This is a genomic window from Mycobacterium sp. NGS39 (genome assembly GCF_059812765.1).
Map to the genome: position 1 here is coordinate 13,726 of NZ_JCALDH010000010.1, position 20,851 is coordinate 34,576.

The following is a 20,851-nucleotide window of genomic DNA, read 5'->3' on the forward strand; positions in this document are numbered from 1 at the left end:
TCGGCGTGTCGCCGTGCAGACGCGCACGCTCGCGGGGCTAGGTGAGGCCCAAACTAGGTGAGGCCCAGTACGCGCAGGGCGTTCTCCTTGAAGATCAGCCGCCGCACGTCGGGATCCATGCCGAGGCTGTCGAAATCGCGAAGCCAACGATCCACCTGGATGAACGGAAAGTCGGTACCGAACAACACCTTGTGCTTGAGCTGACGGTTGGCCGCGTGCACCAGCTGCGGCGGGAAATACTTCGGCGACCAGCCCGACAGGTCGATGTAGACGTTCGCCTTGTGCGTGGCGATCGCGATCTGCGAGTCCACCCACGGCACCGCGGGGTGGGCCATCACGATCGTCAGCTCGGGGAAGTCGGCGGCCACGTCGTCGAGCAGCATCGGGTCGGAGTGGCGCAACTTGATGCCGTAGCCGCCCGGCATGCCGGCGCCCAGGCCCGTTTGCCCGGTGTGGAACAGCGCCGGGACGCCGGCCTCGGCGATCGCCTCGTAGATCTGGTAGAACCGCCTGTCGTTCGGGTCGAACGCCTGCGCGCTGGGATGGAACTTGAACCCCTTGACGCCATGGTCGTGAACCAAGTTGCGCACGCGGCGCACCGCCCGCTGACCTTTCCACGGGTCGACGCTGCCGAACGGGATCAGGATGTCGTTGTTGCGAGCGGCGCCGTCCACCATGTCGTCGATGGAGTTCGGCGGATGTCCCGACGCGGACTCGGCGTCGATGGTGAACACCACCGCGGCGATGTTGCGCTGGCGGTAGTGCTCGGCCAGTTGGTCCACGGTGAAGCTGCTCTCGGGGCCGAGCTTGAAGTACTGCTGGGTGGCTGCGGCGAGCTGGTCGTCGGTGGCCTTGTGCCCGTGGCTGTCGACCTCCACGTGGGTGTGGATGTCGATCGCCTGAACGCCGGCGAAATCGATGCCGTACTCGTACATCTGCCCTCCGGAGCTACGCCGCGAAGACCGCCTTGAAGTTGTCCAGCGATTCCCGGATGTCGCTCTTGAGCGCTCCGGCGACGAGCATCCCGATCGGGCCGAACAGCGCGGGGCCGCCCAGGTGTACGTCGAACGTGACCTGCGAACTCGACGGATCGTCGTCGTTGGGCTTCACCTTGCCGATCAGCTTGACCTTGACGCCGCCCTTGCCGTCGCCGTTGAGTGTCATCGCCTGCGGCGGCTTGTAGTGCACGATCGTCCACTTGATCCGGTTGGGCATGCCCTTGACCTCGACGATGGACTCGACCACGGTGCCTTTGTCCAGGGTCTCGGGCAGCTTGCTGCGCCACACCCGGTGGATGGTGAGCCACTCCTTGTAGCGCGACAGGTCAGAGGCGCAGTCCCAGGCCTTCTCCGGCGGCAGCGGGACATCGACGGAGACGGAGAGTTTCGCCATATGTCAGGTCTTCGGGTTGCCCTTGTCGACGGCCTTTTTCGCCGCTTCCTGGACCTTGTCGACGGTGTCTTTGTACTTGCCCTGTGTCTTGGAGTCGACGATGTCGGCCGCCTTGTCGATCGCGGTTTCGACCTTGTCGGCGTTCTTGCCCAGCAGGTCTCTGGCCTTGTCGAGGAAACTCATGCCGTCATTGTCGTCGAGCGCCCGTCGTCTTTACAAGCGAGGCCGGCCGTCGAGGCTTACATGCGCCACCATTCGTCCCGCGCGGACGAAGCCGGCAGCTCGAGACGGTGACCGGGCTTGGGCACCGCGACGTCGACGCCGGCGTCCGCTGCCGCGGGGACGAGCCGGTCGACGGGCTCGGCCCACGGGTGCGGTGCGAGCCGGAACGTGCCCCAATGAATCGGCAGCAGAACGCCTTTGGCGGCACCGTTGAGGTCGACGTGCGCGCGGACGGCTTCCTCGGGATTCATGTGGATGTCCGGCCAGAGCTTGTTGTACGCGCCCACCGGCAGCAGCGTGAGGTCGAACGGGCCGTGCTGCGAACCGATCTCGGCGAAGCTGCGCGTGTAGCCGGTGTCGCCGCCGAAGTAGGCGCGGTGGCGCGGCCCGGCGATCACCCACGACGCCCACAGCGTGGTGTTGCGGCTGACGAACCGGCCGGAGAAATGCCGCGCCGGTGTGCACACCAGGGTCAGGTCGTCGATGGAAGTGCTTTGCTGCCAATCCAATTCGACGATGCGCCGGTTCGGGATGCCCCAGCTGCGCAGATGCGCGCCGACGCCCAGCGGGACCACGAACGGCGCCCGCTGGCTGCGGGCGAGCGCCAGCACAGTGTCGAGGTCGAGGTGGTCGTAGTGGTCGTGGCTGATCACCACGACGTCGACGGCCGGCAGCGACTCGAGCGGGATCGGCGGCGGATGCAGCCGCTGCGGGCCCACGGCGTGCGACGGCGAGCAGCGCTCACTCCACACCGGGTCGGTGAGCACGCGGTAGCCGTCGACCTCCACCAGTGCGCTGGCGTGACCGAACCAGGTGACCGCCAGCGACGTCGGTGTGCCCAGGCCCGCCGGCCGTTCCACCGGAATCTTGTTGGGTGGGCGGCCTGTGCGCCCGCCGAGCATCTCGCGCAGCATGATCCGCTGCTCTTCGCGGCTGACCTCGAACATCGACGTGGGCTCGAGGTTCACGAACGCGCCGTTGCGGTAGTTCGGCGACCCGGCGGCGACCTCCCGGATGGCCAGCGGGCTGGCGCCCAGCGCGGCCGGCGCGCCCCGCAGCGCGCGCAGCAACCACCCCCCGCCCAGCAGTGTGGCCGTGCCGACGCCGACCCGCAGCGCGCCCGACAACATGGCCGCTCAGGCGCCCTTGAAGTTCGGCGGCCGCTTCTCCAAGCGCGCCACCTGCGCCTCGACCACGTCCTGGCTGTTCCATGCCTTGTCGAACAATTCCTTGTGCACGGGTCGCTGTTCTTCGTAGGCGCCGTCGTCGTTGAGCACGCGTTTGGCGTGGCGCAGCGCCAGCGGTGCCAGCCCGGCGATCTCCTCGGCCCACTTCTGCGCGTCGGCCAGCGAGCCGATCCGGTTGGCCAGCCCCGTCTGCAGCGCGACGTCGGCGGCCAGCTTCTCCGCGGTCAGCAACATCGCCCGCGCGCGACCGTACCCGGCCAGTGACGACAGCCGTCGGATGCTCCAATTGTCAAGCGCCAGACCATATTTGGAGGTCGGGAATTGGAAGAACGCGTCCGGCGACACCACCCGCAGGTCGCAGATCATGGCCAACTGCAGGCCCGCGCCGATCGCGGGGCCGTTGATGGCGCCGATCACCGGCATCGGCGCCTCGTCGATGGACTTGTGCAGGGCGATCAGCCGGTCGGGATAGTCCGCGGCGAACGCGTCGCCGGACAGATCGGCCCCGGCGCAGAACACACTGCCCTGCCCGGTCAGCACGATCGCGCGGATGTCGTCGGCCCCCGCCTGCTCGATCGCCTTGCGCAGCTCCTCGACGAGCTCGGAATTCAGCGCGTTGCGACGGTCCGGCCGCTGCATCTCGATAGTGGTGACCTTGTCGACCCGGGTGACACCGATCATGACGTCACCATATCGAGGACGCCGAATCGGGCGTCACCAGCTGCCAGTCCTCGGGCAGCCCCGACGTCTTGACCGCCTCACCCTCGGCTTCGATGTGCACGGTCACCGGCCCCAGCCGCAGGTCCGCGAGCTCGAGCCGTCCCCAGGCCGACGGCAGCCGCGGCGATACCTCCAGCCGCCGGTGCGGCACATGCGGGTGCAGGCCCAAAAACGAGCGCACCAGCAGCAACGGCGCCGCACTGGCCCACGCCTGCGGCGAACACGACGTCGGATACGGCACCGGCGAAGCGAACTGCTCGCGGGGGAAGCCGCAGAACAGCTCCGGCAACCGGCCGCCGAATGCGCCCGCCGCGTCCAGCAGCCCGTGGGCCAGCCGCTCGGCCAGCTCCACCGCACCCGGCAGGTGTGCGTACCGCAGCAGCCCGGCGATCGCGATCGCGGTGTCATGCGGCCACACCGAACCGTTGTGGTAGCTCATCGGGTTGTAGCAGCCCATGGTGGTGGCCAGGGTTCGCAGCCCGAACCCGCTGTCCATCTCGGCGCCGGACAGCCGCTCGATGATCTTGGCCGCGTGCTCGTCGGGAGCGATACCGGTCCACAGGCAGTGGCCCACGTTGCTGGTCAGCGCGTCGATCGGGCGTTTCCACCGGTCCAGGCCAGTGGCATACCACCCGCGGTCCGGCAGCCAGAACACCTCGCAGAACCGCTCGCGTAGCTCGGCGGCCCGCTGCCGCAGGCGCTCCGCGTCGCCGGACTCGCCGAACTCCTCGGCCAGCTCTGCGCGGGCCAGCATCGCCGCGTACGCATACCCCTGCACTTCGCACAGCGCGATCGGCGGTTCGGCGCGCCGCCCGTCGGCGTCGTTGATGCCGTCGAAGCTGTCCTTCCAGCCCTGGTTGATCAGGCCGCGATCGGTGGCGCGCCGGTATTCGATGAACCCGTCGCCGTCACGGTCGCCGTAGCGCGCCATCCAGTCCAGCGCGGCGTCGGCCGCGGGCAGCAGCGACCGCACCTCCGCCGGGTCGGCGCCCCACCGCCAGCATTCGCCGAGCAGCATCACGAACAGCGGTGTCGCGTCGATCGACCCGTAGTACACCGTGCCGCCGAGCACCGCGTCGCTGGCCGGGCCGCGGCGCACCTCGTGCATGATCCGGCCCGGTTCTTCCTCGGTGATCGGATCCACCCGCCGGCCCTGCACCTTGCTCAGCAGTTGCAGAGTCCCAACGGCCAATTCCACGTCGAGCGGCAACGCCATCCAGGCGGTCAACAGGCTGTCGCGGCCGAACAGCGTCATGAACCAGGGTGCGCCGGCGGCCACGAACGGGCGGCCGTGCACCTCGTCGGTCACCAGCAACGCGCCCAGGTCGCTCTCGGTGCGCTGCAGCACCAGCGACAGCACCGGATCGTCGGCCGCCACGGCGGTGGTGGTGTCGCGCCAGGCCTCGATCTTGCGGGCCGGTCCGCTGGACTCCGGCTCGTCTGTCCGGCCGAAGCGGCTGGCCACCTTCTGGTCGACCCACGTCGGCTGCGCAAGCACCTCGGTCTGCCAGCATCCACCGGGTGGCACGACCACGCGCCACGACAGCGAGCCGGGCAGCACGACAGGATCTCCCGACGCGCTGATGCTCAGCCCCCGCACGCGGTCCATCGGGTCGTAGAGCATCAGCTCGCGGTTCAGCACCGCCTTGTCGGCGCTCGCGGTGGCCGCGCGGCCCTCCTTCACCGCGAACAGGTCCGTGAAGTCGGCATCGGCGTGCAGTTCCAGCGACACCACGGTGCTCTCGCGGTCGAGGTTGTACACCGAGATCGTCTCGCGCATGCCGTCGGCGACCAACCGGTCACGCACGATCAGCAGCGTGCTGTCAGCGGTGCCCGACCGCGGCGGGCGTCGCGAAATGAATTGCGCCGCAAAGGCTTCCGGAGCCTGCACATCCAGCGCCTCGGCGGTCTTGCCGTCGACGCGCAATTCCCATCGGGACAGCACGCGGGCGTCACGGAAGAACAGTCCGTGCGATTTGCCCGCACGCACGTCGCCGTGCCGGTCCGACAGGCAGAAGGTTGCGCCTTCGACCAGCGTCACCGTGTCGCCGCCGGAACCGATCGCGGCGGGTTCGCTGCCGTTGAGCGGGGTCGGCTGGCCGGTCATGCGCTGACCTTCTCAGCAGGGCGCGGCACCTCGGCGACCCGGCGCCGGGACCGGCGCCACGGCATGCGGCGGGCGCTGAAGGTGCGCTGGCCGACCATGCGGCGGTAGATGCGTTCGTAGCCCGAGCCGAACGCGGCGACGCTGAACCGGGTCGCGACGTGCCGGCGGCACGCGGCCGGGTCGATCGTGTCGACCTTGTCCATCGCGGCCGGCAGCTGCGCCGGGTCGTCGCAGATGAAGCCGGTCACGCCGTCGGCGACGACTTCCGGTACCGCCCCGGCTCGCAGCGCGACCACCGGCGTGCCGCACGCCATGGCCTCGATCATCACCATCCCGAACGGTTCCTCCCACTGCACCGGGAACAGCACGCAGCGCGCTCCCGCCAGCAACTTGCGCTTGCTGTGCGCGTCGGCGGGGCCGAAGACGTGGTCGGTGTCGGTGAGCAGCGGGCGCACCTGTTCGTCGAAGTAGACCTGCTCGTGCGGCTCGTCGCACTTGCCGGCCAGCACCAGGGGCACACCGGCGGCGTGGGCGGCCTCCAAGGCCAGATGCGCACCCTTGTAGCTGGCGAACCGGCCCAAGAACAATGCGTAGTCGCCCTTGTCGGCCTGGAACGGGAAGTCGTCGACCCGCAACGCGTTGTGCACGCGGCCCACCCAGTTGAGGTCCGGGGCGAGTTCCCGCTGCCGATCGCTGATCGCGACCAGCGCGACATCACTGCCGAGCTCGCGGTAGTAGGGATACAGGTCGTCGTCGATCGGCCCGTGCACCGTGACCACGGTCGGTATGCCGAGTGCCTTGTAGAACGGCGCGTTGAGCGGCCCGGCGAAGGTGTGGTCGTGCACGAGGTCGACCCCGTCGTTGACAGCGAGGCGGGCGATGGCGTTGCGCACCTTGGCCGCGTGCATCACTTCGGGGTACGGCTGACCCAGCCGGTCGCCGACGGTGTGGTCCCACAGCGGCACGAACCGCGCCTTGGTGCCGGGTTCGCCGGCGCCCAGCAGCGTCACGTCGTGGCCGCGGTCCACCAGCGCGTCGGCCAAGTCGGCAACCACTGCTTCGGTGCCCCCGTAGCCCTTCGGCGGCACGTCGAAGTACGGCGGGGCGACGAGCACGATCCGCATCGGCTGGACCACCTCGGCATCCCGGACGAAGTCAGTGCCACGCATCAATAACTCCTCCCTTCTGTCCGCCTCGCGTTAGCACTCTCGATCGACGACTGCTAATTATGGCGACGAGAGTCCTTCTCCGCCAGTCGAACTCGCGGCCGATACCGTGGTGCGGTGAGCCGGATCTCCCCCGCGCAGTTGCGCGACGCCGTGCTCGATGCCGGATCGTTCGTCAGTTGGGACACCGGTGGCGAGGAGTCGGTGCTCAGCGGCGAGGGCCGAGTGCATGGCCGCCGCGTCGCGGTGGTGGCGAGCGAGTTCGACTACCAGGCGGGGTCCATCGGCGTGGCCGCGGCGGAGCGGATCACTGCAGCCGTCGAACGCGCGACCCGTGAGCGTCTGCCGCTGTTGGCGTCACCGAGCTCCGGCGGAACCCGGATGCAGGAGGGCACCGTCGCGTTTTTGCAGATGGTCAAGATCGCCGCGGCGGTGGAGCAGCACAAGCGGGCCCATCTGCCGTATCTGGTGTATCTGCGGCACCCGACGACAGGCGGCGTTTTCGCGTCGTGGGGCTCGCTGGGCCACGTGACCATCGCCGAACCCGGCGCGTTGATCGGCTTTCTGGGACCGCGGGTCTACGAGCAGCTCTACGGCGAGCCGTTTCCGGCGGGCATCCAGACCGCGGAGAACCTGCAGCGGCACGGCGTGATCGACGGCGTGGTGCCGCTGAAGTGGCTGCGGCGCACGCTGGAGCGGGCGCTGAAAGTGATCGTCGACCCACCGGCACCGGCGCCGGAGATACCCGAGGCGGAGCCGACGCCCGACGTGCCGGCCTGGGACTCGGTGCTGGCGTCACGTCGTCCCGACCGTCCCGGTGTCGGCTTTCTGCTGCGACATGGCGCGACCGAGAAGGTGGTGCTCTCCGGCACCGGTCAAGGACACGCGACGGTGCTTGCCCTCGCCAGGTTCGGTGGCCAGCCGGCCGTGCTGCTGGGGCAGAAGCGCACCAGCGACAGCGTGGGTCCGGCCGCACTGCGCGAGGCGCGCCGGGGAATGGCGCTGGCCGCTGGACTGCGACTGCCGCTGGTGCTGGTGATCGACACCTCCGGGCCGGCGCTGTCGGCCGACGCCGAGCAGGGCGGCCTCGCAGGCGAGATCGCACAGTGTCTGGCAGAACTGGTCACGTTGCCCACGGCGACGGTCTCGGTACTGCTCGGGCAGGGCAGCGGCGGCCCGGCGCTGGCAATGGTGCCCGCCGACCGGGTGCTGGCCGCGTTGCACGGGTGGCTGGCGCCGCTGCCGCCCGAAGGTGCCAGCGCAATCGTGTACCGCGACACGGCACATGCAGCAGAATTGGCTGCGGCGCAAGGCATCCGGTCGGCCGACTTGCTGGCGGCCGGGATCGTCGACGCGATCGTGCCCGAGCATCCGGACGCCGCCGAGGAGCCGATCGAGTTCGTCAAGCGGCTGTCGCGCGCGATTGCCGCCGAGTTGGGCGCGCTGCGCAGCATGCCCGACGAGCAGCGCAACGCCGACCGGCTGGCGCGCTACCGGATGCTGGGCTGACTCACCATGGATTCTGCTGCGGCGGCTGCGACGGCGGCTGCGATGGCGGCGGCTGTTGATAACCGGGCTGGCCCGCGCCGTAGTAGGGCTGCTGCGGCTGGCCCTGCGTGCCGTAGCCAGGGCTGCCGTAGTAGCCGTACTGCGGCTGCCTGGGCGCGGGCGGCTTGATCACGCCGGCCGATATCAGCAGCGCGGCCACTGCGAGCGCCGACTGCAAAAACCCGGTCACCAGAGCCAGGATCAGCCCTACCCCGGCGCCGAACTCCTGACCGCCCAGACTGTCCACCAATCCGATGAGCAAGAACAGCAGCGACAAGAAGCCGGCGATCGACAGGCCGGCCACGGCCGCTTCGTTGGCACGCTGCTTGGGCAGCAACGCGAACCCGGCGATCAGCCCCGCGGCCAACAGCAGGCTCAGGCCGATGACGCCCACGCCGACCCCGAAGTTGTCGAAGAAGCTCATCGTGTTGTCGTCGTCGGAAGGGCCGCCGCTGCGCGACACCGCGCCGCCTTGGGCGTACGGCGCGAAGCCGAGGAAGAAACTGATGATGCCGAGGGCGACGACGCCGAGGTTCATGTAGAACGGCAGGCCTCGATCCTCCCTGGGCGGGGCGCCGTAGCCCTGTGTCTGCGGTCCTTGCGGCGGGCCGCCGTAGCCGCCCGGGCCCGTCGAATACGTCATCACCTGCTCCTTGTCCAGCGCGGTCCAGCGGACCGTCGCCGCGGCTATCGCGCATCGACCCTATCGCCCGGCTGCGCGGGCGGCCGGCGCGTCGAGGTAACGCTGCAGCGTCGGCCCTAGCCAGCCGACGACGTCGTCATGCGTCATCGCCGTCACCGGAGGAAGTTTCAGCACGTAGCGGCACATCGCCAGGCCCAGAATCTGGGTGGCGATCAGCCCGGCCCTCTGTGCTGCCGCATCCGCGGCCAGGGTCGCGACCATCGGCTCGAGCTGACCCACGAAGATCTGCCGCATCCTGTCGGCCGCCTCGGCGTTGGTGGCGCTGGACTTGAGCAGCAGGACAAGCGCCTCGTCGCGCTCCCAGCGGTCGAGGAAATGGCGCACCAGCGCCTCGCCGAGCCGGTCGCGCGGCGACGTCGTCAAGTCCGGAAAACGCAGGTCGAATTGCGCCGCGGCCGCAAACAGGCGGTCCTTGCTGCCGAAATAGCGCATCACCATCGCCGGGTCGATCCCGGCGTCGGCGGCGATGGCGCGGATGGTCGCGGCCTCGTAGCCCACCGCAGCGAAGCGCTCGCGGGCCGCGGCCAGGATCGCCGCCTTGGTCTGCTCGGAGCGCTTCGCCGTCACGTCAACAAGTGTAGGCCAACAGGCGTTGACATTAGCGGCATTCGAGCGCATGCTGCAAGTCAACAAGCGTTGACAAAGGAGGTCGCGATGGATTCGACGGACGTACTGGTCGTGGGCGCCGGCCCGACGGGGCTCACTTTGACCGCGGCGCTTGTCGGAAGGGGCGTGCGGACTACGTTGGTCGACGCGTTGCCCGCAGGCGCCAACACGTCGCGCGCCGCCGCGGTGGCCGCCCGAACGCTGGAGGTGCTGGAGCAGATCGACGTCACCGATCAGCTGGTCAAGCATGGCATTCAGGCGCGCAGCTTCAGCATTCGCGACCGCGACCGGGTTCTGATGCCGCTGGATTTCAGCGGCCTGCCCACGCCGTACCCGTACACGCTGATGATCTCCCAGGCCGAAACCGAGCGGGTGCTGCTCGATCGCCTCGAAGAGCTCGGCGGGCAAGTGGTGCGCCCGAAGAAGCTGGTGGGTGTGCGACAGAACGCCGACGGGGCGGTGGCGACGTTCGACGACGGCGACCAGATCGCGGCGCGCTACGTCGTGGGCGCCGACGGCATGCACAGCGCCGTACGCGCGGCCGCCGGCATCGGCTTCCGCGGACACGCCTACGCAGAGGAGTTCGCGCTGGCCGACGTGCGGCTGCGCGGTGACGTGCCGGTCGGCGAGATCCTGTTGTTCTACGCGCGGGCGGGGCTGCTGGTCGTCGCGCCGCTGCCGGGCGACGTGTTCCGCATCGTCGCGCCTGCACCCGACGCGCCGCGAGAGCCGTCACAAGCGTTCGTGCAGCAGATCCTCGACGAGCGCGGCTTCGGTGCGGGCCGGCTCGCCGTCGGAGACGTGCTGTGGGGCTCGCATTTTCGCATCCACCACCGCGTGGCCGACACCTATCGCGCGGGCCGGCTCGTGCTGGCCGGCGACGCCGCGCATGTACACAGCCCGGCCGGCGGACAGGGCATGAACCTGGGCATCCAGGACGCCATCGCGCTGGCCGAGGTGCTGGACCGCGTGGTCGGCGGCGCGCCGGAGGTCTTGCTCGACCGCTACAGCGCGGCACGACGGCCGATGGCCCAGAAGGTGCTGCAGTTGACCGACCGACTGACTCGGCTGGCTACTCTGCCGCCGGCATTGCGGCCGATCCGGAACACGTTGATGCCGTTGGCTTCTCGCGTGCCCGCTGTCCGCAGCAAGCTGGCCTGGCAGCTCAGTGGTCTGGTGTACCGCTAGCTCCGCCGCGCGATTTCAGGCGGCGGCCGCGTCGTCGCCGAACTGGGTGACGTACAACTCGGCGTAGCGGCCGCCGCGGGCCAGCAGCTGCTCGTGAGTGCCGCGCTCGACGATGCGGCCGTCCTCGACCACCAGGATCACGTCGGCGGCGCGCACCGTGGACAGCCGGTGTGCGATCACGATCGACGTGCGGCCGGTCAGCGCCTCCGAAAGTGCTTGCTGCACAGCGGATTCCGAGGCGGAGTCCAGAGACGCGGTGGCTTCGTCGAGTACGACGACGCGGGATTGTCCCAGCAGCAAACGCGCGATCGTCAGGCGCTGACGCTGCCCGCCCGACAAGCGGTATCCCCGCTCCCCCACCACGGTGTCCAGGCCGTCGGGCATATCGGCGACCACGTCCGCGAGCCGGGCCCGGCGCAGTGCTTCCCAGAGTTCGTCGTCGGTGGCCTGCGGCGCAGCCAGTTGCAGATTCGAGCGGATCGACTCGTGGAACAGGTGCCCGTCCTGGGTGACCATGCCGATGGTTTCACGCAGCGACGCGAACGTGACGTCACGCACGTCGACGCCGTTCAGCCTGATCGCGCCGGAGTCGACATCATAGAGGCGGGCCAGCAGCGACGCGATGGTCGACTTTCCCGCGCCCGACGATCCGACCAGGGCCACCATCTGACCGGGCTCGGCGGTGAACGAAATGCCGTGCAGCACTTCGACTCCGCCGCGATCATCCAGCTCGGCCACCTCCTCCAAAGAGGCCAGCGACACCTTGTCCGCCGACGGATAGCTGAACCGCACGTCGTCGAATTCGATTCGCACGGGCCCGTCGGGAACCGCGACGGCGTCGAAAGACTCCCGGATCAGCGGCACCAGGTCGAGCACCTCGAACACCCGCTCGAAACTGACCAGCGCACTGGCGATTTCGACGCGCGCATTGGCCAATGCGGTCAACGGCGCGTACAGGCGTGTCAGCAGCAGCGCCAGCGACACGATCGCTCCCGCCTGCAAATGGCCGCCGATGGCCAGCATCCCGCCCAGCCCGTACACCAGCGCCAGCGCCAGTGCCGACATCAGCGTCAGAGAGTTCATGAACGTCGACTGCAGCATCGCCGAACGCACGCCGATGTCGCGCACCCGCCCGGCGCGCACCGCGAACTCAGCAGACTCGCGCTCCGGGCTGCCGAACAACTTGACCAGCGTCGCGCCCGGGGCCGAAAAGCGTTCTGTCATCTGGGTATTCATCGCGGCGTTGTGGATCGCGCCTTCCCGGCTCAGCCGCGCCATCGTCGAGCCGATCCGCCGCGCCGGCACCACGAACAACGGCACCAGCAGCAGCGCGAGCAGCGTCACCTGCCACGAGATCCCGATCATCACCGCGAGCGTCAGCGTCAGCGTCACCGCGTTGGACACCACACCGGACAGCGTGTCGGAGAACGCCCGCTGCGCGCCGATGACGTCATTGCCGAGGCGACTCACCAGCGCGCCGGTGCGGGTGCGGGTGAAGAACGCGACGGGCATCCGCTGGACGTGGTCGAAGACGGCCGTACGCAGGTCCAGGATCAGCCCTTCGCCGATCGTCGACGACAGCCAGCGTGTCACCAGCGCGGTGCCGGCCTCGGCCAGCGCCACGGCGGCGATCACCAGTGCCAGCACCACGACCGTCGACGACGGCCCGCCGCGCACGATCGCGTCGATCACCTTGCCGGCCAACATCGGGGTGGCCACCGCCAGCAGCGCCGTGCCGACGCTCACCGCGACGAACACCGCGAGCCTGCGATGATGCCGACCGGCGAACCGCCAGATCCGGCGCATCAGCGCGCGGTCAGCCAGCGAGCGCAGGTCGCCGCCGCGCGCGCTCATCTCCCGGTACAGGGTGGTCCGGGCCACCGATTCCATGCTCATCGCGCCCACGCTAGAACCTCAACAAAGGTGGAGGTCAAACATTCCCCGCCGGGAAGGCCCTGCACGTCCCCCGCTTCGGGTCGCCAATCAGGCAATATTGTGCATATGGACAGTGCTGCCTCTCCGCGTGTGCTGGTAGTGGATGACGACGCCGACGTGCTCGCGTCGCTGGAGCGCGGGCTGCGGCTGTCCGGGTTCGACGTCGCGACCGCGACCGACGGCGCCGAGGCATTGCGCAGCGCGACCGAGACCAGGCCCGACGCGATCGTCCTCGACATCAACATGCCCGTGCTGGACGGCGTCAGCGTGGTCACCGCGCTGCGGGCGATGGACAACGACGTGCCGGTGTGCGTGCTCTCGGCGCGCAGCTCAGTGGACGACCGGGTGGCCGGGCTGGAAGCCGGCGCCGACGACTACCTGGTCAAGCCGTTCGTTCTCGCCGAGCTCGTCGCGCGGGTCAAGGCGCTGCTGCGCCGTCGCGGCTCCACCGCGACCTTCAGCTCCGAGACCATCCAGGTGGGGCCGCTGGAGGTCGACATCCCAGGCCGGCGCGCTCGGGTCAACGGCGTGGACGTCGACCTGACCAAGCGGGAGTTCGATCTGCTGGCGGTGCTCGCCGAACACAAGACCGCGGTGCTGTCGCGGGCACAACTGCTGGAGCTGGTCTGGGGTTACGACTTCGCCGCCGACACCAACGTGGTCGACGTGTTCATCGGTTACCTGCGCCGCAAGCTCGAGGCGGGCGGCGCGCCGCGGCTGCTGCACACTGTTCGTGGAGTGGGCTTCGTCCTGCGAACGCAGTAGTCACCGATGAACCGGCTGTCACGCATTTTCCGGCGCACCCCGTCACTTCGGACGAGGGTCGCCTTCGCGACGGCCATCGGCGCGGCCATCCCGGTGCTGATCGTCGGCACCGTGGTGTGGGTCGGCATCACCAACGACCGCCTCGAGCGGCTGGACCGCCGGCTCGACGAGGCCGCCGGGTTCGCGGTGCCGTTCGTGCCGCGGGGACTGGAGCAGATCCCGCCGTCGCCCAACGACCAGGACGTCGTCATCACCGTGCGTAAAGGCGACCAGGTCCGCTCCAATTCCGACGTGGTGTTGCCGCCGCTGACGGCCGACTACGCCGACACCAACGTCGGCGGGGTGCGCTACCGCGTCCGCACGGTCGACATCCGCGGGTCCGAGCCGCCGATGTCGCTGGCCGTGGGCGCCACCTACGACGACACCATCGCCGACACCAACAACCTGCACCGCCGCGTGATCTTCATCTGCATGTTCGCAATCGTGGCCGCGGGCGTCTTCGGGTGGCTGCTGGCCGCGTTCGCCGTGCGCCCGCTGAAACGCCTTGCGCAGCAAGCCCGCTCGATCGACGCCGGCGACGAGGCGCCCGACCTGGAGATCCGCGGCGCCACCGAGGCGGTGGAGATCGCCGACGCCGTGGAAGGCATGCTGCAGCGCATCTTCAACGAGCAGGACCGTACCAAGGCCGCGCTGGCATCGGCCCGCGACTTCGCGTCGGTGTCTGCCCACGAGCTGCGCACGCCGCTGACCGCCATGCGCACCAACCTGGAAGTGCTGGCCACGCTGGATCTTCCCGACGAGCAGCGCAAGGAAGTGCTCAACGACGTGATCCGCACGCAGTCGCGGATCGAGGCGACGCTGTCGGCTTTGGAGCGGCTGGCTCAAGGCGAGCTGTCGACCTCCGACGACCACGTGCCCGTCGACATCACCGAGCTGCTCGACCGGGCCGCGCATGACGCGATCCGCATCTATCCCGACCTGGACGTGTCGCTGATGCCGTCGCCGTCGGTGATCATCGTGGGCTTGCCTGCCGGTCTGCGGCTGGCCGTGGACAACGCGATCGCCAACGCGGTCAAGCACGGTGGAGCGACGCGAATTCAGTTGTCGGCAGTCAGTTCTCGCGACGGCGTGGAGATCGCCATCGACGACAACGGCACCGGGGTCCCGGAAGAGGAACGCGCGGTGGTGTTCGAGCGGTTCGCCCGCGGCTCGACGGCCTCGCACTCCGGGTCGGGTCTGGGCTTGGCGCTGGTCGCCCAGCAGGCCGAATTGCACGGTGGCACAGCGTCTTTGGAGGCCAGCCCGCTGGGTGGCGCCCGGCTGCTGCTACGGCTGCCCGGGCCGAAGCCGTCACCCTTCTGACTTTCGCCGAGCGTGCGTGTCGGGTCAGCGACACGCCGATGACGCCGGCATTCGACGCACGCTCGCGCCGCGCCTGAACCGGCGGATGGGGAAGTCGATCTCGGGTTTGCCTGTCGCCCCGCTCACGGTAGCGGGCACACTGGGGTGGTGGCAGAGGACAACGACACCTTGACCCGGATCAACGAGCTGGTCGCCGAGGAGAAGAAGCTGCGCGCAAAACTTCAGCGCGGCGAGATCAGCGGCGACGAAGAGCAGGCGCGGCTCAACGCGCTGGAAGCACAGCTGGACCAGTGCTGGGACCTGTTGCGGCAGCGTCGCGCGCTGCGCGAGACCGGTGGTGATCCCAAGGATGCGCAGGAACGCCCCGCCGATCAGGTCGAGGGCTACTTGAACTGACGGGGTCGAACTGACAGCGGCTTACGACGCCGTCGTCGTCGGCGGCGGTCATAACGGTCTGGTCGCCGCCGCCTACCTGGCGCGCGCCGGCAAGCGGGTTCTGGTGCTCGAGCGGCTGCACCAGGTCGGCGGTGCGGCGGTGTCGCAGCGCCCGTTCGCCGGCGTCGACGCGCGCATCTCGCGGTATGCGTATCTGGTCAGTCTTCTGCCTTCGCTGGTCGTCGACGACCTGGAACTGCCGGTGCGGCTGGCCCGGAGACGGTATTCGTCGTACACGCCGGATCCCGCTTCGGGCGGACGGCGCGGATTGCTCGTCGGGCCCCACCGCGGCATCGCCGACGACTTCTACCGCCGCTGCCGCAGGGTCACGGATGCCCTGTGGCCGACCATGACCTCGCCGCTGTTGTCGCGCAGCGCGGCGCGCCGACGGGTCGGTGACGACGCGGCGTGGGCGTCGATGATCGAGCAGCCGATCGGTCAGGCGATCCGCACTGCAGCACCTGACGACCTGACGCGCGGTGTGATCGCCACGGACGCGCTGATCGGCACCTTCGCAAGGCTCGACGACGAGTCGCTGCGGCAGAACGTGTGCTTCCTGTACCACCTGATCGGTGGTGACTGGGACGTGCCGATCGGCGGCATGGGCGCGCTCACCGACGCGCTCTCTTCCGCGGCCACTCGGTATGGCGCCGAAATCGTCACGGGCGCAGATGTTTTCGCGATCGATCCGGGTGGCGACGTGCGTTACCGAGTGCATGACGACGAGCGTCTGGTGCACGGCGCATGGGTGTTGGCGGGAGTGACGCCGACGGTTCTGGCGTCGCTTCTGGGCGAACCTGCGCCGCCAGCGGCTCCCGGCAGCCAGGTGAAGATCAACATGATGCTGCGACGGCTTCCGCGGCTACGAGACAGCAGCGTCGCCGTCGAGCAGGCGTTCGGCGGCACTTTCCACGTCAACGAGACGTTCGGTCAACTGGAGTCGGCGTACGCCGCCGCTGCGGCCGGTGCGATTCCCACGCCGTTGCCCTGCGAGATCTACTGCCACTCCCTGGCCGATCCCAGCATTCTGTCGCCGGCGTTGCGGGCGTCGGGTGCGCAGACGCTGACGGTGTTCGGCCTGCACACCCCGCATGGTCTGGGCTCTCGTGAGCAGCTGACGTCGGCGGTGCTCGATTCGCTGAATTCAATTCTAGCAGAACCGATTCAGGAAGTACTGATGCAGGGTTGTGTGGAAACCAAGACCACCGCCGACCTGGAATCCACGCTGGGTATGACGGCCGGCAACATCTTCCACGGCGGGCTCGCGTGGCCGTTCGCCGAGGACGACGAACCTCTGGACAGCCCTGCCCGTCGCTGGGGCGTGGCTACCGCGCATGATCGAATCCTGTTGTGCGGGGCCGGGACTCGTCGAGGCGGCGGTGTGTCTGGAATCGGCGGCCACAATGCCGCGATGGCGGTCCTCGAGTCTTAGCCGTGCCCCGCGTTCGCAGCAGCGCGACCAAGCAGGTCGTGCAGCAGCTGGAGATCGTCGTCGCCCAACGATGAGAGTGCTTCGGGCGCCGGATCGTCGACGGCATCGATCAATGCGACGAGGTCGCGGCCCGCGTGCGTCAAGGACACGAGCTTGCAGCGTCGGTTGGCCGGGTCAGGGCGCCGCGCCACCAGTCCACGCGCCTCGAGGTCGTTGACGGCCACGGTCGCCGCAGGTGCATCGATGGTCGCGGCATCGGCGATCTGCCTCACCGTCATCGGCCCTCGGCGCAGCCGCCGCAGGATGCGAATTCTGCTGAACGGCAGACCTGTCCGGTCGACGACATCGCGCCGCCAGCGGTCCTTGTTGTCGAGGACCAACGCCGACATCTGCCGCCAGACCTCGTCGGCCAACCGGTTACGCGGCACGCGCTGACTCTCGGTGATCAGGTCCGGCTATCAATGGGGCAAGCCGCTCCGCCGAGCGGATCGCCCGCGGCGACGTCGACACCACCCCGAGCACCACGACGGCCAAGCCGAGTGCCGCACAGACGAACCACAGCGGCCGCGCGGCTGTGGCGAAATCAGCATGGGCGGCCAGCGCCCCACCCGCGAGCGAGCCGCACAGTGCCACACCGACACTCACGCCGATCTGCCGGCTCGTCGACGCCACCGCCGAGGCGGCTCCGGCGCGGTCCCTCGGCATTCCGCTCACCGCGGCCGTGGTTACCGGCGCATTGACCATGGCGAAGCCGATCCCGAAGATGCCGAATACCACCAAGATCAGCCACACCGGCGCGGTCTCGCTGATCTGGGTCAGCATCAGCGTCGCCGCAGTGATCAGCGCGCCGGCGGCCAATAGTGACGGACGGCTGCCGAAGCGGCCGACCAGTCGACCGGACAGCGGTGAAAAGACAAGTGCGCCAAGGGCGATCGGCAGATAGATCAAGCCGGTGTGCAGCGCCGAGAAGTGGCGCTGCGCTTGCAGGTACAGCGACATCATGAACAAAAACGCGCCATACGCCGCGAACGCGCAGACCGCGATCATCGTCGCCGCTGAAAACGGCACGCTGCGGAAGAAGCGAAGGTCGATGAACGGATCGCGGCGGCGGGACTCATAGCGAAGGAAGCCGACGAAAGCGGTGATGGCGATGGCGATCACCGCGATAGTGCGCGGGTTCGCCCACCCCATCGACGGGCCCTCGATGAGCACGAACACCACGCCGAACAGAAAAACCATGCCCAGCGCCTGCCCGACGGGGTCTACGTCGCGCATGGACGCGGACTTCGATTCAGGGACGAAGATGGCGGTCAACAGAATCGCTGCCGCACAGATCGGCAGGTTGATCCAGAACACCGCGCGCCAGTCGATCCACTGGATGAGCCCGCCACCGACTATGGGGCCCAAGGCCATCGAGATGCCGACGACCCCGCCCCAGATGCCGATCGCGCGAGCTCGTTCGACGCGCCCGGTGAACACCTGCGTAATGATCGAAATCGCAACGGGATTCATCATCGACCCGCCGATGGCCTGCACCAGCCGCGCTCCGATCAGCGCGCCCATGCTCGGCGCGAGGCTGCACAGCAGCGAGCCCAGCGCGAAGACGCTGAGCCCGATTTGGAAGGTGCGTCTGCGCCCGAACCGGTCGGCGGCCGCGCCGGACAGCAACAGCAGCGACGCGAGCGCCAATGTGTAGATGTCGATGACCCACTGCAGTTGCGAGGCGGATGCGCGAAGGTCAGCGCGGATCGCGGGGATTGCGACGTTGACGATCGTCGCATCCATCGACACGATCAGCAGGCTCAGGCAACAGGACGTCAGAATGATCGCCTTGCGTCGGGGGCTGAGCGTGCTCATTCAACGATTGTAAAAGTACAACTGTCGGGCGCGCGAGGTGAGAGATGTCGCTCTCGGCACCCGCGAGCGTGCGCAGCGGTACGGCATTCGCGGCGTGTCGCTGCGCAGACGCGCACGCTCGCGAAGGAGGCGGGGCGCGCAGACGCGCACGCTCGCGAAGGAGGCGGGCTAGCGGCTGTCGATCGTCTTGTAGTCGCGCTCGCCGTAGCCGGTGTAGATCTGCCGCGGCCGGCCGATCTTGCCACCCGGCTCGTCGTGCATCTCGCGCCAGTGCGCAATCCAGCCGGGCAGGCGTCCCAAGGCGAACAGCACCGTGAACATCGGCGTCGGGAAGCCCATCGCGCGGTAGATCACGCCGGTGTAGAAGTCGACGTTCGGGTACAGCTTGCGTTCGATGAAGAAGTCGTCGGTGAGCGCGACCTCTTCGAGCGCCTTGGCGATGTCCAGCAGTTCGTCGTCGCCGCCGAGCTTGCCCAAGATCTTGTCGGCCTGCTCTTTGACGATGCGGGCGCGCGGGTCGTAGTTCTTGTACACGCGGTGGCCGAAGCCCATCAGCTTGACGTTGTCCTCGCGGTTCTTGACGCGCTTGACGAAGTCGTGGACGTCGCCCTTGGCGGCGCGGATCTTCTCCAGCATCTCGAGCACCGCCTGGTTCGCGCCGCCGTGCAGCGGCCCCCACAGTGCGTTGATGCCGCCGGAGATCGAGGTGAACAGGTTGGCCTGCGACGACCCGACGAGGCGCACGGTCGACGTCGAGCAGTTCTGCTCGTGGTCGGCGTGCAGGATGAACAGCATGTCCAGGGCCCGAACCACCTCGGGGTCCACCTCGTACGGCTCGGCCGGGAACCCGAACGTCATTCGCAGGAAGTTCTCCACCAGCGTCAGCGAGTTGTCCGGATAAAGGAAAGGCTGGCCGGCCGACTTCTTGTATGCGTACGCCGCGATCGTCGGCAGCTTGGCCAGCAGCCGGATCGTCGACAACTCCACCTGCTCGTCGTCGAACGGGTCCAGCGAGTCCTGGTAGTAGGCCGAAAGCGCGTTGACCGCCGAGGACAGCACCGGCATCGGATGCGCGTTGCGCGGGAAGCCGTCGAAGAACCGCTTCAGGTCCTCATGGAGCAGAGTGTGTCGCTGAATCTGGGTGGTGAACTTGGCCAGCTGTTCCTTGGTGGGCAGCTCGCCGTAGATCAGCAGATAGCTCACTTCGATGAACGTCGACTTCTCGGCGAGCTGCTCGATCGGGTAGCCGCGGTAGCGCAAAATGCCGGCGTCGCCGTCGATGTAGGTGATCGCGCTCTTCGTCGACGCGGTGTTGACGAAGCCGGGATCGAACGTGGTGTAGCCGGATTTCGACAGCAGGCTGCCCAGTGCGATCCCGTCGGCGCCCTCAGTGGCGCGCGCTATCTGTAACTCGAGCTCACCCCCGGGGTATTGAAGGGTGGCGAACTCTTCGGCATTGGATGAGTTGTCGGCCACGAGAGTCCCTTCTTCGCTGGTGAGGGTGAGCCTACAAAACGGTAGCCGTATTCTCGGCGGCGCGCCCGCGCGGGGTTAGGACAGCAGGTCACACACGTGCCCGCGAGCCGGTGCAGACGTCCGTGAACTGTTCATAGGTCTCGGTCAACACCGCGGCCAGCGCGTCTGCGTCCACCCGGGGCCAGTCGGTGTCCGGGCCGAACGCGGCGACCGCGTGCAACAGAATCGTCGCGAACACCGCGACCGCGAGCTGCAGTTTCTTGTCGTCGACACCGACACCCATCCGCGCGGCGAGCGCCGCCGTGACCGCGTGGTCGCGGAAATCGCTGGCTGCCAGCCGCAGCGCAGGTGACGAATTGACAATGCGCGCAATGGTTTTCAGCCGTTCGGTGGTGAAGTCGCCGGCCGACGCCGTCGCCGTGGCCCGGATCATCGCGACGTGGGCGGCGAACAACGCGTCGACGGGGCTTAGGTCGGGCGGCTGCTGCCCGAGATGCACGGCGATCTCAGCGGTCATGTCGTCGATCAGCGCGAGGATGACGGCGTCCTTGGTGGCGAAGTAGCGGCTGAACGTCCGCGGCGAGACGTCGGCGACCGCGGCGATCTGGTCGACGGTCGTGCGGTCGTAGCCCTGCTCGTCGCACAGCTGCACCGCGGCATCGATCAGCATCGACCGGGTGCGCTGCTTCTTGCGTTCGCGCAGGCCAGGCGCCCCCGCCCCGTCCACCTCCACCACGAACAGGATCGTAA

20 protein-coding genes are annotated in these 20,851 nt (G+C 68.5%); 6 read left to right on the forward strand and 14 right to left on the reverse strand.

The genetic code is table 11. The features are described from left to right. Positions 1 to 53 precede the first annotated feature (53 nt). The 7 genes from AC5Y39_RS15035 to AC5Y39_RS15065 are packed head-to-tail and all read right to left on the reverse strand — an operon-like array spanning position 54 to position 6,797. Entirely contained in the window at positions 54 to 935 is an 882-nt protein-coding gene (locus tag AC5Y39_RS15035; RefSeq protein WP_500019173.1) for an amidohydrolase family protein, read from the reverse strand. A gap of 13 nt (positions 936 to 948) precedes the next feature. Continuing rightward, positions 949 to 1,392: a type II toxin-antitoxin system Rv0910 family toxin gene (locus AC5Y39_RS15040; protein WP_500019171.1), complete on the reverse strand. Its 444-nt coding sequence runs from the start codon at positions 1,390 to 1,392 to the stop codon at positions 949 to 951. Positions 1,393 to 1,395: 3 nt separating this feature from the next. Continuing rightward, a complete protein-coding gene (locus AC5Y39_RS15045) occupies positions 1,396 to 1,575 on the reverse strand; it encodes an antitoxin (protein WP_500019169.1) in 180 nt (59 codons plus the stop codon). Positions 1,576 to 1,631: 56 nt separating this feature from the next. Next, on the reverse strand, positions 1,632 to 2,741 hold the full coding sequence (locus AC5Y39_RS15050; protein WP_500019221.1) for an MBL fold metallo-hydrolase: 1,110 nt from the start codon (positions 2,739 to 2,741) through the stop codon (positions 1,632 to 1,634). A 9-nt stretch (positions 2,742 to 2,750) separates the two neighbouring features. Further along, positions 2,751 to 3,482 (reverse strand): enoyl-CoA hydratase, encoded by a 732-nt coding sequence (locus AC5Y39_RS15055; protein ID WP_500019167.1) that lies wholly within the window; start codon positions 3,480 to 3,482, stop codon positions 2,751 to 2,753. A 4-nt stretch (positions 3,483 to 3,486) separates the two neighbouring features. Further along, positions 3,487 to 5,628: an amylo-alpha-1,6-glucosidase gene (locus tag AC5Y39_RS15060; protein ID WP_500019165.1), complete on the reverse strand. Its 2,142-nt coding sequence runs from the start codon at positions 5,626 to 5,628 to the stop codon at positions 3,487 to 3,489. Next, positions 5,625 to 6,797 (reverse strand): glycosyltransferase family 4 protein, encoded by a 1,173-nt coding sequence (locus AC5Y39_RS15065; RefSeq protein WP_500019163.1) that lies wholly within the window; start codon positions 6,795 to 6,797, stop codon positions 5,625 to 5,627. The genes AC5Y39_RS15060 and AC5Y39_RS15065 overlap by 4 nt, the downstream gene beginning before the upstream one ends. 114 nt (positions 6,798 to 6,911) lie before the next feature. On the opposite strand from AC5Y39_RS15065, the gene AC5Y39_RS15070 reads away from it, so the two are divergent. After that, complete coding sequence (locus AC5Y39_RS15070) at positions 6,912 to 8,303, forward strand: carboxyl transferase domain-containing protein (protein ID WP_500019161.1); 1,392 nt, start codon at positions 6,912 to 6,914, stop codon at positions 8,301 to 8,303. Position 8,304: 1 nt separating this feature from the next. On the opposite strand, the gene AC5Y39_RS15075 is transcribed toward AC5Y39_RS15070, so the two are convergent. Next, complete coding sequence (locus AC5Y39_RS15075) at positions 8,305 to 8,985, reverse strand: DUF5336 domain-containing protein (RefSeq protein ID WP_500019159.1); 681 nt, start codon at positions 8,983 to 8,985, stop codon at positions 8,305 to 8,307. 60 nt (positions 8,986 to 9,045) lie between these two features. Then, on the reverse strand, positions 9,046 to 9,612 hold the full coding sequence (locus AC5Y39_RS15080; RefSeq protein ID WP_500019157.1) for a TetR/AcrR family transcriptional regulator: 567 nt from the start codon (positions 9,610 to 9,612) through the stop codon (positions 9,046 to 9,048). A gap of 87 nt (positions 9,613 to 9,699) precedes the next feature. Here AC5Y39_RS15080 and AC5Y39_RS15085 point away from each other — a divergent pair, with 87 nt between their 5' ends. Then, complete coding sequence (locus AC5Y39_RS15085; protein WP_500019155.1) at positions 9,700 to 10,839, forward strand: FAD-dependent oxidoreductase; 1,140 nt, start codon at positions 9,700 to 9,702, stop codon at positions 10,837 to 10,839. Between the two features lie 15 nt (positions 10,840 to 10,854). Here AC5Y39_RS15085 and AC5Y39_RS15090 read toward each other — a convergent pair whose 3' ends face one another. Beyond that, positions 10,855 to 12,735 (reverse strand): ABC transporter ATP-binding protein, encoded by a 1,881-nt coding sequence (locus AC5Y39_RS15090; RefSeq protein WP_500048240.1) that lies wholly within the window; start codon positions 12,733 to 12,735, stop codon positions 10,855 to 10,857. Positions 12,736 to 12,840: 105 nt separating this feature from the next. Here AC5Y39_RS15090 and prrA point away from each other — a divergent pair, with 105 nt between their 5' ends. The 4 genes from prrA to AC5Y39_RS15110 all read left to right on the forward strand — a co-directional run bounded on the left by prrA (position 12,841) and on the right by AC5Y39_RS15110 (position 16,768). Further along, positions 12,841 to 13,539 carry a two-component system response regulator PrrA gene (gene prrA, locus AC5Y39_RS15095; protein ID WP_500019151.1) on the forward strand — a complete coding sequence of 233 codons (699 nt, stop codon included), beginning with the start codon at positions 12,841 to 12,843 and terminating at the stop codon, positions 13,537 to 13,539. 6 nt (positions 13,540 to 13,545) lie between these two features. Next, entirely contained in the window at positions 13,546 to 14,901 is a 1,356-nt protein-coding gene (locus tag AC5Y39_RS15100; RefSeq protein ID WP_500019149.1) for a sensor histidine kinase, read from the forward strand. 147 nt (positions 14,902 to 15,048) lie between these two features. Then, entirely contained in the window at positions 15,049 to 15,297 is a 249-nt protein-coding gene (locus tag AC5Y39_RS15105; RefSeq protein ID WP_500019147.1) for a DUF2630 family protein, read from the forward strand. Positions 15,298 to 15,307: 10 nt separating this feature from the next. Further along, positions 15,308 to 16,768, forward strand: a complete 1,461-nt coding sequence (locus AC5Y39_RS15110) for a phytoene desaturase family protein (RefSeq protein WP_500019219.1) — start codon at positions 15,308 to 15,310, stop codon at positions 16,766 to 16,768. On the opposite strand, the gene AC5Y39_RS15115 is transcribed toward AC5Y39_RS15110, so the two are convergent. The 4 genes from AC5Y39_RS15115 to AC5Y39_RS15130 form a co-directional block, all read right to left on the reverse strand. Beyond that, positions 16,765 to 17,196: a MarR family transcriptional regulator gene (locus AC5Y39_RS15115; RefSeq protein WP_500019145.1), complete on the reverse strand. Its 432-nt coding sequence runs from the start codon at positions 17,194 to 17,196 to the stop codon at positions 16,765 to 16,767. The two genes, AC5Y39_RS15110 and AC5Y39_RS15115, sit on opposite strands and share 4 nt — an antisense overlap. After that, positions 17,186 to 18,625 (reverse strand): MFS transporter, encoded by a 1,440-nt coding sequence (locus tag AC5Y39_RS15120; RefSeq protein ID WP_500019143.1) that lies wholly within the window; start codon positions 18,623 to 18,625, stop codon positions 17,186 to 17,188. Before AC5Y39_RS15120 ends, AC5Y39_RS15115 begins: the two co-directional genes overlap by 11 nt. Positions 18,626 to 18,793: 168 nt before the next feature. Beyond that, positions 18,794 to 20,101: a citrate synthase gene (locus tag AC5Y39_RS15125; RefSeq protein WP_500019141.1), complete on the reverse strand. Its 1,308-nt coding sequence runs from the start codon at positions 20,099 to 20,101 to the stop codon at positions 18,794 to 18,796. A gap of 88 nt (positions 20,102 to 20,189) precedes the next feature. Beyond that, positions 20,190 to 20,837 carry a TetR/AcrR family transcriptional regulator gene (locus tag AC5Y39_RS15130; RefSeq protein WP_500019139.1) on the reverse strand — a complete coding sequence of 216 codons (648 nt, stop codon included), beginning with the start codon at positions 20,835 to 20,837 and terminating at the stop codon, positions 20,190 to 20,192. Positions 20,838 to 20,851: the final 14 nt, after the last annotated feature.